The organism is Lyngbya sp. CCY1209, from assembly GCF_035615495.1.
GTDB lineage: Bacteria > Cyanobacteriota > Cyanobacteriia > Cyanobacteriales > Microcoleaceae > Limnospira.
On record NZ_JAJENU010000515.1, the window covers coordinates 1 to 12,489 of the forward strand.

Consider the following 12,489-nt stretch of genomic DNA (forward strand, 5'->3'; position numbering starts at 1 on the left):
AAACCCTGATGTCGAGGGAATTTCCCCTCCCTACACCCTACACCCTACACCCTACACCCCCTCTAGCAGCGCTATATCCCGTTCGGGGGGGGCAGGTGGGGAGTCGGTATTGGGGAGTGGGGATCGGTTAACGGGGGGGCGAATGGCAGCGATCCCCTACAATCTCAGATTTCCCCCCCGCCCCAATTCGCCGCATCGGGACTCAGATATGAGATATTAAGTAATGAATCAAAAGTTAACATTAGGAGTTTCAACGTGATCGAACCCTTACTCTCTGGAATCGTCCTCGGTCTGATTTTGGTGACGCTGGCCGGACTCTTCTTCGCGGCTTACCAGCAGTACAAGCGTGGCAATCAACTCAACATTGACTAATTTCCGGCGGGGCGATCGCACGCATCGCCCTGACTCCCGGAATAAAACGTGAGGGCCGTCGATCCGTAGACTTTTCGACGGACGATCGCCAAACCGGGAATTTCCACCATCTCCCGCTTCGGGTCATGTTCGGCGATCAGTTCCCCTCCGGGGGCGAGGAGTCGCTCGATCGCGATCGCCTCCAGAACCGGTTCATATAAATCGGACCCATAGGGCGGATCGAAATAGATGCGATCGAATGGTTCCCCGGACAGGGATTTCAAACGCTTCGCCACGTCCCCCCGCAGAACCCGAAAGGGCTGTTCGGATGTCGCTACCTGTTGCCAATTTTGTTTGATAATCTGGCAGGCCCGCGGCGAGAGTTCGATCGCCGCCGCACTCGCCGCCCCGCGACACAGGGCCTCGGCCCCCATCGAGCCACTGCCCGCGCACAGGTCCAGCCACCGACACCCGGCGATCGGCTGCCAAATATTGAACACCGCCTCCCTCACCCGGGCCGGCGTCGGCCGGGTGTCCCGTCCGGGGAGGGTTTTGAGCTGGCGGTTGCCGTAAATTCTCAGGGCCATTCCGACGACTATCGCGACGCCGAACCCGCCGTCTGTTGGCGGGAGGCCACCCGGTTGACGAAGTTGGAGAGCAGTTGCAGGCCCCTCGTCGAAGATTTTTCGGGGTGAAACTGCACCGCCATCACGTTTTCATGGGCGATCGCGGCGGTCACGGTTTGGCGGCCGTGGGTGATGGTGGCGGCGGTGATGGCCGCATCCGCCGGATCGACATAATAGGAGTGCACGAAATATACCCAGGGATTTTCGCCCAAATTCTCCCACAGGGGTAGGTCGGGTTGGGTGAATTGCAGTTGGTTCCAACCCATGTGCGGGATCGTCAGCCCGGGTTCCGACGCGAACCGCCGCACCGTCCCGGCAAATACTCCGAGTCCGGGTTCGGTTCCCTCTTCCCCGGACTCGAACAAAATTTGCAGTCCCAGGCAGATCCCCAAAAAGGGGACGCCGGAGGCGATGACATCTTTGATGGGGCTGATCAAATCGCGCGATCGCAGGTGTTGCACCGCCGGGTCAAACGCCCCCACACCGGGCAAAACCACCGCGTCGGCGCCGCCGATGACCGCCGGATCGTCGGTAATTTCGGGGGTGGCTCCCGCCTTCTCCAGTCCCTTGCAGACCGAGTGCAGGTTGCCCATGTCGTAGTCGATCACTGCGATTCGCGTCATTGACAGTCCTCGTTCAGGTGAAGTCATCTTTCATGATATCGGAAGATGAGGTAGGGGAGCCCAGGAAGCGGAGGGGTCTGGCCTCCTCTTCCCGACTCCCTAATACTGACTCCCGACTCCCCAAACTACCGCAGGGCGTTGACGACTTGGTTCATGACGTTCAACTGTTCGAGGGTGGGGGAACAAATGTCGCTGCCGGCGAGGCGGTCGAGTTCGGATGCGATCGCCCGCAGGGTCTCGGCCCGGCGGTGCATCCGATCGCTGATGCTTTCGCTGCCCTTGGCGATGCACTCGGGACAGACTTCGCTGAGGAATTCCCCCGAATCCCGGTAGGCCCGGGCGACGACCTCCCGGGGGCGGAAGGGGCTGCCGCACAGGTGGCAGTAACACTTTTCGTCAAAGTCGTTGCTTTCGATCTCAATTTTCATAGTTGCTGGTGTTCAACTCTACAGGTCGAATGTTAAGTTTGTATACAAACCGACTTTTTCTTTATATTATCTTAACACCATCTGTAGCGCAAATAGCGGAAATGCAAGTCATCTTTCGATGATAAAACCCCACGTCCACCGCCCCGGCGTTTTTTATCCGGATGCAAATTAAAAATTGGGCGATCGCCGGCTCCGATCGCACGGATGAGGCTCGAATTTTTAAAGCGTCGGGAGAGAAAATTGACTCAAAAACATCGTCGCAAAATTGAGAATTTGATAATATTTTTTAATCGAAATTAATTTTTATGAAAAAAATGTGAAGATGTGCCGCGATCGCTCAAAATGCTCAGATTTAACAGATTGCCGGCGGGCGAACTGCAATACTCAAGATCGCATGATGTATAACATCTGCATTCGGTTCCCACAGAGTGAGATTTGGATTGACTGCGTTGTTGGATTCTGCGAAAAAAGCGTCGGTTGATTTTAGCCGGTTGGAGGGGCTTTTCCCTCGGTTTAGATGTCATCATGCCCTGGAGATATGGAGTGCGTCAAAATATGCCTGATTCTCTGCCCACAGTCGGATGCACCATTTGCGGTTCCTGCCATCCCAATGACATCGGCGCCCCGGCCGAGCGCGAGTTGGAGTTCGCGAAAGTGCGCGATCGGTTGATCTCGAGCTGTGTCAAGTCGCCGTGTCACCTGCAAACGGCAGACGGGGGGTTTCGATACTATCCGTCCCCCGATTTTGACCTGTTCCCCAACGGCCGCAGCAACCCCTTCGCCTCGTCCCTGGTCATCTGGGAAGCGACGAATATTCTCACCCAAGGTCTTTCCCTGTCTTGGCATTCCGATCGCGATCAAAAACTCTGTTACCGGCGGTCGATCAAAAAGGGGGAAGGGGAAATGTGTTTTCGGATTTCCGACCGCCTCGACTGCCGTTCCCTGACCTCAGAAACCGCCCGACAGGCGATCGCCGATTTTGATATCAAAGCCGCCGCCCTGAACCTGATCTACGCCGCCTTGGCGACCCATGTCGATCGCCCCTGGGACCAACCCTTCGCCATCGACAGCCAGCAAATCGAACATTATCTGGGATTAGATCGGCGAAAAGATCTCGACAAACAGGCCAAACTCGCCCTGATCGAATCCCTGGCGTTGCAACCCTGCCAACTCACCGTTTCTTTGGACTGGCCCCGCCAGGGTGCGATCGGCGAATTTACCCTCGAAGAACATCCGGTTTGGGAACTACTCGATATCAACCACCACACCGATCCGGCCGACGGACATTTGGTCGGACTGACGTTGATGATCCGGGCTGGACGCTGGGCGGAATACTTCCTCAACCGCAAGGCGGCGCGGGAAAAAACCGCCTTTTATCAGACCGGAATTCTGCCCGAATTTATCTTGAAAGCCATCATGCGGTATTGGCAACAGCACGAAGGCGCCGTCCGGGCGATCGCGTGGCTGTTATTCAAGCTGACGGTGGGCCAAACCCAACCCGTCGCCGTGTCCACTTTGTTGCGGATCGGCTACGGGGAAGAAAAAGTCCGACAATCCCTCTACGACCGCGATCGACGCAAGAAACTCGTCCGCACCTTTGAAGGCGATTTAAAAGTCTTGTACGACTACGGCCTCCACCCCATTTTCGACCCCGTAACCTACCCGCCCCAACTGCAACCGATGTGGGTCAAATTGTTGACGTTGCCGGAAGACGGAGAGGAAGCTCTGGAATTTTGGATGAATGACGCCCAGCAGGATTTCAGCATCACCGATCCCAGCCCCCGCTACAAACTTTCTCAGTTGATGAACGCCCGGATTTTGCAGTTTGAATTGCCCCCCGAGTGGGGGCGGGCGATCGCCGATCTCGATAGCATCAAATTCCACAAAACTCCCCGCCGAACTCGGACGAAGCGCGTCAAAAAACCCGTTTCGACCCTGGGGGGAAGCTGGGTTTTGGAAAACCGCAAACGCAAGGGTTGGAGTCAGCGAAAGTTGGCTCAATCTCTGGGTAAAAGTCAGAGTTGGGTGCGGGATATCGAACGGGGACGCATCCGGATCAAACCCGCCCTGCAGGAAAAACTCAAACAACTCCTGGAACGCCAATAATTCTCTTCCGGGCGTCCCCCCTTACCTCCCGGCAGGGGGGTTATTTTCACTACGCGATCGCCACGATCATACGGGATTGGATAAATTCTAGAACGGTTTCCAATCCCTGTTTGGTCTTCAAATTCGTAAACACGAAAGGCCGATCGCCCCGCATCTTTTTGGCGTCCCGCTCCATCACGTTCAAGTCCGCCCCCACGAAGGGCGCCAGGTCGATTTTATTGATCACCAATAAATCGGATTTTGTGATTCCAGGCCCGCCTTTGCGGGGGATTTTATCTCCGGCGGCGACGTCGATGACGTAAAGGGTGAGATCGACGAGTTCCGGGCTGAAGGTGGCGGCCAAATTATCCCCGCCACTCTCCAAAAAGACCAGATCTAAATTGTTGAAAGTCGCCTCCAATTCTTCGATCGCGCTCAGGTTGATGGAGGCATCTTCCCGAATGGCGGTATGGGGACATCCCCCCGTTTCCACCCCCACGATGCGATCGCGATCTAAAGCCTGCGATCGCATCAGAAATTGTGCGTCTTCCTGGGTGTAAATATCGTTGGTGACGACGGCAATTTGAAAGCGATCGCGCATCGCCTTGCACAACGCATCCAGCAGGGCTGTTTTTCCCGAACCCACGGGACCCGCGATGCCGACTCGAAACGGACTCATAAGCGCCTCAACAACCGGATTTACGAAATTGTATTATTTTAGCATGGTTCGGGTGTTGCGATCGCCCGGTTTTTGGAAAATCATCAGATGTTGCTGGGGCAAGGTTTCCAGGGTTTCGACCCACTGCAAACCCACCGCCTCCATTTCTTTGACGGCTTGTTTTTCCGTCATTTTGTGCAACCCTTTGATCAAAATAAACGGATTTTCACGGCGGTATTCCACCAGGGCAACCCGTCCGCCCGGTTTCAGGCTCTCGGTTATTTTTTCCATCATTTCCCGGGGGTATTTAAATTCGTGATAGGCATCCACCATCAGCGCCAAATCTACGGCGGATTCGGGCAAGTGGGGGTCGTCGGGGGCGCTCAAAATCGGTTCGACGTTGGTGATTTGTTCTCGGTCGATGACGAATTGCATCAACTCTAACATCTCCGGCTGAACGTCCGCCGCCAACACTTTGCCATCGGGAACTAACGGAGATATTCTAAAGGTAAAATATCCGGTTCCCGCGCCGATATCCGCGACGACATCGGCGGGTTGTAGGCCGAGGGAGGCGATCGCCGTTCGGGGATTTTCCGAGGTGGCGCGGTCGTCCCGTTCCAACCAGGCGGCGGCTTCGTGTCCCATGACTTTGGCAATTTCTCGCCCCATGTAAAATTTGCCGATTCCGTCGGGACTGTGGAGCGATCGCGTTTCATAAATGCCGTCCGATTCGGTGACGGTCAGAGCTTGAACCGACTGGCAGGAAGTCAAGGCGATCGCGAAAATGATAGTAACGATCGCCGAAATCATACCTTTTAATTTTAACCGATTGAGCGTCATTTATTTGGAATTCCTGGTCAGGTCGATGATAATATCATAGCGAAAATCCGCCGCCAACCGGGCGAGCATCCGGGCCAAGGATTCGTGGTGGGGCGGAATTTTGGCGATCGCATCCGCAATTAACTTGCCATTCAGTTTGGTCGCCGCTTGATTGAGTTCTGCGATCCAAGATGGGGGCATCACGGCCAGGGAATCCGGCGTCAAATCGGACGGGTCGGTATAATTGATCGGCGGCGTTTGGGAGGGTGTGATTGGGCCGTTTTTCCCGTGATTCGCGGCAGTTTTTTCGTAAATAAACCGCACCCCCAGATGCTTCGCCATCGTTTCAAACAACCGTTCTACCCGAAACGGCTTGCGAACGAAATCGTCGCAGCCGGCGGATAAAACAATCGATTTTTCCTGCTGTAGGGCGCTGGCGGTCAGGGCGACAATCACGGTGGCCTGACCCTTCAAATGACGCTTGATGAACTGGGTCGCCTCGTAGCCGTCCATCACCGGCATTCTCATGTCCATAAAAATCAGATGGGGTTCCCATTCCTCCCAAATGGCGATCGCCTCCCGGCCATTTTCCGCCTCTCGAATTTGGAAGCCAAGGGGTTTTAATAACTTCACCACCAATTTGCGGTTCGTCCAGTTGTCGTCTACGATCAAAATGCGATAATCCGGCTGATTTTCGGCCAGGGCGATCGCCCGTCCGGTGGCAATTTCTGGCTTTTCTGCGGTCGATTCGGCCACTTCGGCTTGAATGTCAAACCGAAATATCGTCCCCCGCCCCAATTCACTTTTGACCTGCATTTCTCCCCCCATCAGGCGGACAAATTGTCGGGTGATGGAGAGTCCTAACCCCGTCCCCTGTTGCGACTTGCGGCCCGTTTCCGTCTGGGCGAAGGGTTCAAATAACAGATCCATTTCCCGGGGAGAAATTCCCGGGCCGGTATCCTCCACTTCCAACCAAAGTTGCAGTTTGGAAGCGTCCAATTGACCCAATTTCACCCGCAGAGTCACACCGCCGACCTCGGTAAATTTGATCGCATTTCCCAATAAGTTGATCAAGGCCTGACGCAGTTTGCTTTCGTCGGCGCAGAGATGATTTGGGATGTCATCTGCTATTTCAAAATTCAAGGTCAGGCCCTTCGATCGCGCCTTGAGTTCCAGCATTTCCCGGATGCCATTCAACAACATCCGGAAGTCAAAATTGCCGGGATTGAGGGAAATTCGACCCGCCTCAATTTTCGACATTTCCAAGACATCGTTGATCAGATCTAAGAGATGTTCGCCACTGCGGCCGATGATTTCCAAGTGTTCTCGATGATCGCGGAGGGTCGTTTCGGAATGGTGGGAAAGTTCCCGTTCCATCAGTTGCGTAAATCCCAGGATCGCGTTCAGCGGCGTCCGCAATTCGTGACTCATGCGGGCGAGAAATTCACTTTTGGCGCGACTGGCCGTCTCGGCGGTTTCTTTGGCCTGTTGGAGGGCGATTTCCGCCTGTTTGCGATCGCGGATATCCCGCACCACCGCGCAGCCGTATTCCCGGTTATTGTACTCCAAATGGCTGAGGGTAATTTCCACCGCGATCGCCTCGCCGCTGCGGGTATAATGTTCGGATTCAAAGGTAAATGAACCTTCCCGCCGCAGGTCGTCCCAGGCGATCGGCCAGCCCCCGGGAGGGGCGATCGGATCGATATCCCGCACCTCCATTTTTAGCAATTCTGCCTTGGAATAACCGAGGATCTGACCGGCCGCTTCGTTGGCGTAAAAAAACCGGGCTTCGATATCGCTGAACAGGACATAATCCCGCGATTTGTCGATAGAAAATTGCGTCAATCGCAGCTTTTCGTCGATTTCCTTGCGTTCGGTGATATCTTCCAATACCCCCAAAACTCCCAACACTTCGCCATCGGATTTCACTAGGGGAATGCGGCTGACATCCAGCCAAATTCGGCGCCCCCCCGGCCCCGGTTTTTGCTTGGGGGCGACCCGGTTCATTTCGGCGGTTCTGGACTCCAAAACTTGGCGATCCTTTTCCCGGTAAAATTCGGCGATACTGCGATCGCCAAACAAATCAAAATCCGTCTTGCCCACCACCGCCTCGGAACTTTCCAACCCCGCCGCTTCCGCCCATTTTTGATTGCAGCCCCGAAACACCAAATTCATGTCTTTCCAAAACACCTGCTGGGGGATATTGTCGAGGAGGAGGCGGAGATACTCTTCTTTTTGGCGAATTTCTTCTTCCGATCGCTTCCGTTCCGTGATGTCGATTACCTGGGCGATCGCTGACCGGGGATGGCCCGCCAAATCGAACCGCAAATAACAGGTGACGATCCCGTAAACCCAATGTCCGTCCCGGTGGCGGTAGCGTTTTTCCAGGGTATATTGTTTCACCTCCCCCGCCATCAATTTGGCGAAATTCTGTCGGGAAATTTCGCGGTCTTCCGGGTGGGTGATGGCGTTAAAATCCGACTCTAACAATTCCGATTGGGAATGGCCGACGAACTGGCAAAACGCCGCATTTACCTCCAAAAAATGACCCTCGGGGGAGATTTCCGCAACGGCGATGGGGGTGCGGTGAAACAGATCCCGCCGGAAGGCTTCGCTTTCTTCCAGCGCCGCTTCCAACTGTTTGAATTGAAAATAAGTTTTGGGTTCCCGATTCATGGCTGGCGGATGGGTTTTGAGGTGGGCATTTAACCGGTGGGAAGGGTAAAATAAAAACTCGTCCCCGTCCCCACTTCCGACTCCACCCAGATGCGTCCCCCGTGGCGGTCGATAATTTTTCGGCAAATCGCCAAACCGATGCCATTTCCCGGATATTCGCGGCTCGTGTGCAGCCTTTGGAAGATCTGAAAAATGCGATCGCCCTGTTCGGCGGGGATGCCGATTCCGTTATCGTGGATGCCGAATTGCCACATTTCGTCCTTTTTGACGGCGGAAATTGTAACTTTTGGAGGAACACCCGGACGCTGATATTTGAGGGCATTGCCGATCAAATTTTGAAACAACTGCCCCAACTGAACGCGATCGCCGAAGACCGTCGGCAGCTCGTCATAATTAATGATAGCACCACTTTCCGCGATCGCCAGGTGCAGGTTCGCAAGGGTTTCCGACAGCAAAACGTTGCAGTCCGCCATTTCAAACGGATGCCGTTTGGTTCCCACCCGGCTGTAATGCAGCAGATTTTTAATTAATTCTTGCAGCCGCATTCCTTCATCCAAAATGGGGAGCACGTATTCTTCCGCTTCCTCCTCAAATTGAATTTGGGATTTCAGGGCCAGCATCAATTCCGCAAATCCGGTGATCGTCTGCAGGGGTTGCTGGAGATCGTGGGAAACAATATAAGCGAATTGTTCGAGTTCTTGATTCGATCGCTTCAGATCTTCATTTAATTGTTTCAAGCGGGAATTTTGGTGTTTCAACTGTCTTTGAAGTCGCCGAATTGTCAGTTGATTTTCCACCCGCGCTAACACTTCTTCCACTTGAAACGGTTTGGTAATGTAGTCCACCCCGCCGACGGAAAACGCTTTCACTTTGTCGAGGACATCATCCAAAGCGCTGAGAAAAATAACCGGAATTTCGGCCGCTTCCGGCATGGTTTTTAAGGTCGAACAAACTTCGTAGCCGTCCATCTGCGGCATTTTGATATCCAGCAATATCAAATCGGGGGGATTATTTTTGACCGCCATCAGCGCCAACTTTCCGTTGATGGCACATTGCACTTCGTAGTTGCGATCGCCGAGGGTAGCCGACAGCAGCCGCAAATTGTCCGGCGTATCGTCAACGATCAAAAGATTTCCTTTTTCAGTTTCGGCGGAATGGCTTTTCATGGGCGATGCAAGCGGGGGAGACACGGGGATAAGAACCCCCGTTCAATTGTACCGCAGTATGGGGGACGGCTCTCAATTGTCGCCCGACAAAATCAACGGTCCGCCTCGCCGATATAACTCGCTGCCTGCAAATTGAACATCTTGGCATAAAGTCCCCCCGCCGCCATCAATTCGGCGTGGGAACCCACCTCTATGATACGGCTGTTTTCGAGCACCACGATGCGATCGGCCATGCGAACCGTCGAAAAGCGGTGGCTGACAAAAAACGTCATTCTTCCTTTCGTCAGACGGCGAAATCTTTGGAACAATTCCGACTCCGCGATCGCATCCAACGCCGCCGTCGGTTCGTCTAAAATTAAAATCGGGGCGGAACTCATGAACGCCCTCGCCATGCCGATTTTTTGCCACTGTCCCCCCGACAGATCCGTCCCCCCGTTGAAGATTTTTCCCAAAATGGTTTCGTAACCCTGATCCAAAGATTCAATCACTTCTGTCGCCCCCCCGGCAGTCGCCGCTTTATCGATAGAAGCCAAGTCATCTCGCCGCGAAAGATCGCCGAATCCGATGTTATCCTGGGCGGTGAGACTGTACTTGGCGAAGTCTTGGAAAATCACGCCGATATTCTGCCGCAAATCTTCCAGGGCGATCGCATTTAAGGGTATTCCATCGATCGCAATTTCCCCTTCGGTGGGATCGTAAAGTCGGGTAATCAATTTCAAAAGCGTGGTTTTTCCCGCCCCGTTCACCCCCACCAACGCGACACTTTCCCCCGGTTTTACGGTCAAATTCAACTGTTGCAGCGTCGGTTGTTTCGCCCCCGGATAGGCAAACGTCACGTCCCGCAATTCCAAGCCGGAGACGATCGGATTTGGAAACGGTTTCGGATCGGGGGGATCGATCACCTGCGGCGAGAGATCCAGAAACTCGAAATACTGGGAAACGTACAAATTATATTCGTAGGTTTGGGCGATACTTTGCAGGATTTGTTGCAACACCGATTGAGCCTGGGCGAAGGCGCCGGAATACATGGTAAAATCCCCGAGAGTAATCGCACCCTGAACCGTGCGGGCGATCGTCCATCCGTAGGCGCCGTAGTAGCCGAAATTCGCCACCGTCCCCGCCCAACCCCGTACCGAGGCGAAGCGACGGGCGAGGGATGCCGACTGGCGGTTAAATTCGCTGCGGATGTCCCCCCACTGTTGCAGGAGATATTCCCCGAGGCGGAACAGCCGAACTTCCTTGGCGAAGGCGTTCTGGGTGAGGACCCGTTGCAGATAATCAGCCCGCCGTCCCGCCTGAGTTTGCGATCGCGACAGCCAAAACCGGCGCCCGGAATAGTTCACACTTACCCACAACGCCGGGGCGGACGTCAGCAGCAGCAACACCATCACCAGGGGGCTGAAACTCAGCAGCAGGGCGATGGAACTGACGAAACTCACCGACTGCCCCAACAAACCCGTCAGGGTGCCCAAAATTCTCACCGGGTAATCGCTGCCACTCTGCTGGGCACGGCTGAGGGTGTCGTGAAATTCGGGCAGTTCGTAGTGGGACAGGTCCAGGCGGATGGCTTGGCGGACGAGGACGCCGTTGGCGTGGAGGGAAAAGCGATCTTTGAGGACTTGCAGGGTGTAGGCGTTGGCTTGGTTGGCGACTTCCGAAACGACACTCAAGCCGAAGCGTAAGGCGACGAGTCCGAAGATGGGGAACCAGGCGATCTGGGGGTTGCCGATATTGGCGACGACGAGATCGACGACGAGTTTGGTGACGTAGAGTTCGGTGACGGGTCCGATGCCGCGAATCAGGGTGACGGCGGTGGAGGCGAGGAGGTAGCCCGGGGCGGCTTGCCACACCAGTTTGACGAGTTTGGGGGTGTTGGAGATGACGTTGAAAAAGCGGGTTTGTCGCGATCGCTTCGGCGGTTCGGGGGTGGGGTTGTCGAGTCGGCGGTTGCGGCGTTTGAATGACATGGCGATCGCGGATGGGGTGGCAGTTTTTTAGCTTAACGGTTTTTTGGGAATCGGGTAATATTGAAGGCGGCGAGTGGGGGCGCTCAAGCCCAACAACGGAGGTTTGTATTATAGAGAATTTGACATTAAAGGCGGCGAGTGGGGGCGCTCAAGCTCAAAAACGGACGTTTGTATTATACAAAATTTGACCGATTTTTTTTTATCAAAATATGTTGGATCATTTGTTTGACTCCGATCGCCTTTGGTTGGGATTGGCGATCGGCAATTCTCACCTGCACTGGGGCAAGTTTCGGGGCGCGACTTTAATCGAAACTTGGGATACCGACCATTTGCAAAAATCCCCTTCGGAAATGGGGTGGAATTGGATTGATGGGCGATCGCCTTTACCTTTGGTTGTGGCTTCCGTCGTCCCCGCACAAACTCAATGGTGGGAAAACTATCCCCATTTAAAAGTTCTCAAATTGGAGGATTTGCCACTGGGGGGGTTGTATCCGACCCTGGGCATCGACCGCGCCCTGGCGGTGTTGGGGGCGGGGGAAAAATTGGGCTTTCCGATATTATTAATCGATGCGGGGACGGCTTTGACCGTGACGGGGGCGGACGGCGATCGCCACTTGGTCGGCGGCGCGATTTTGCCCGGTTTGGGATTACAGTTTTCCGCCCTCGCCAACCGCACGGCAACGTTGCCGGAAATTGCCCTGCCGGATGATCTCCCCCCGCGTTTCGCCTCCGATACCGACGGGGCAATTAGAAGCGGAATTATTTATACTATCATAGCAGGAATGATGGGATTTATCAAGGCTTGGACGGAAAATTTTTCAGATACCAAAATCGCGATCACTGGGGGCGATCGCACCCGAATTCTCACCTATTTTAAACGCCAATACCCCAAAATAGGGACTTCCATCATTGAAGCCCCCGAAGCCATTTTTTGGGGGATGTCAACTGCGATGATTGGCGAGAGTCGAGCCGCCGATAAATAGGAAATTTTCTCGCCCCCAAACCGCCAATTCTGGGGGCTTTGATTCCGGGAAATTTTCTCGCCCCCAAACCGCCAATTTTGGGGGCTTTGATTCCGGGAAATTTTCTC

Annotated in this window: 11 protein-coding genes; 3 read left to right on the forward strand and 8 right to left on the reverse strand. The window is 54.4% G+C overall.

The features are described from left to right. Positions 1 to 255 precede the first annotated feature (255 nt). The gene (petG, locus tag LKE08_RS16535) at positions 256 to 372 is read left to right on the forward strand and encodes a cytochrome b6-f complex subunit V (protein ID WP_317265763.1); all 117 of its coding nucleotides are present in this window, start codon (positions 256 to 258) and stop codon (positions 370 to 372) included. Here petG and rsmD read toward each other — a convergent pair. The 3 genes from rsmD to LKE08_RS16550 all read right to left on the reverse strand — a co-directional run bounded on the left by rsmD (position 369) and on the right by LKE08_RS16550 (position 2,028). After that, positions 369 to 938: a 16S rRNA (guanine(966)-N(2))-methyltransferase RsmD gene (rsmD, locus tag LKE08_RS16540; protein WP_324705347.1), complete on the reverse strand. Its 570-nt coding sequence runs from the start codon at positions 936 to 938 to the stop codon at positions 369 to 371. The two genes, petG and rsmD, sit on opposite strands and share 4 nt — an antisense overlap. 8 nt (positions 939 to 946) lie before the next feature. Further along, complete coding sequence (gene hisH / locus LKE08_RS16545) at positions 947 to 1,600, reverse strand: imidazole glycerol phosphate synthase subunit HisH (protein WP_324705348.1); 654 nt, start codon at positions 1,598 to 1,600, stop codon at positions 947 to 949. Between the two features lie 125 nt (positions 1,601 to 1,725). Beyond that, positions 1,726 to 2,028, reverse strand: coding sequence for a hypothetical protein (locus LKE08_RS16550; protein ID WP_324705349.1), 303 nt, complete (start codon positions 2,026 to 2,028; stop codon positions 1,726 to 1,728). 555 nt (positions 2,029 to 2,583) lie between these two features. Here LKE08_RS16550 and LKE08_RS16555 point away from each other — a divergent pair. Further along, entirely contained in the window at positions 2,584 to 4,134 is a 1,551-nt protein-coding gene (locus tag LKE08_RS16555; RefSeq protein WP_324705350.1) for a helix-turn-helix transcriptional regulator, read from the forward strand. A 49-nt stretch (positions 4,135 to 4,183) separates the two neighbouring features. Here LKE08_RS16555 and ureG read toward each other — a convergent pair whose 3' ends face one another. From ureG to LKE08_RS16580, 5 genes are all read right to left on the reverse strand, one after another. After that, a complete protein-coding gene (gene ureG, locus LKE08_RS16560) occupies positions 4,184 to 4,792 on the reverse strand; it encodes an urease accessory protein UreG (RefSeq protein ID WP_324705351.1) in 609 nt (202 codons plus the stop codon). A gap of 33 nt (positions 4,793 to 4,825) precedes the next feature. Further along, positions 4,826 to 5,611, reverse strand: a complete 786-nt coding sequence (locus LKE08_RS16565) for a class I SAM-dependent methyltransferase (RefSeq protein ID WP_324705352.1) — start codon at positions 5,609 to 5,611, stop codon at positions 4,826 to 4,828. Beyond that, positions 5,612 to 8,266 (reverse strand): PAS domain S-box protein, encoded by a 2,655-nt coding sequence (locus LKE08_RS16570; protein WP_324705353.1) that lies wholly within the window; start codon positions 8,264 to 8,266, stop codon positions 5,612 to 5,614. A 29-nt stretch (positions 8,267 to 8,295) separates the two neighbouring features. Continuing rightward, a complete protein-coding gene (locus LKE08_RS16575; protein WP_324705354.1) occupies positions 8,296 to 9,432 on the reverse strand; it encodes an ATP-binding protein in 1,137 nt (378 codons plus the stop codon). 92 nt (positions 9,433 to 9,524) lie between these two features. Next, complete coding sequence (locus tag LKE08_RS16580; RefSeq protein ID WP_324705355.1) at positions 9,525 to 11,399, reverse strand: ABC transporter ATP-binding protein; 1,875 nt, start codon at positions 11,397 to 11,399, stop codon at positions 9,525 to 9,527. Positions 11,400 to 11,608: 209 nt separating this feature from the next. Between LKE08_RS16580 and LKE08_RS16585 the strand changes: the two genes are divergently transcribed. Next, positions 11,609 to 12,382: a pantothenate kinase gene (locus LKE08_RS16585; RefSeq protein WP_324705356.1), complete on the forward strand. Its 774-nt coding sequence runs from the start codon at positions 11,609 to 11,611 to the stop codon at positions 12,380 to 12,382. Positions 12,383 to 12,489 lie beyond the last annotated feature (107 nt).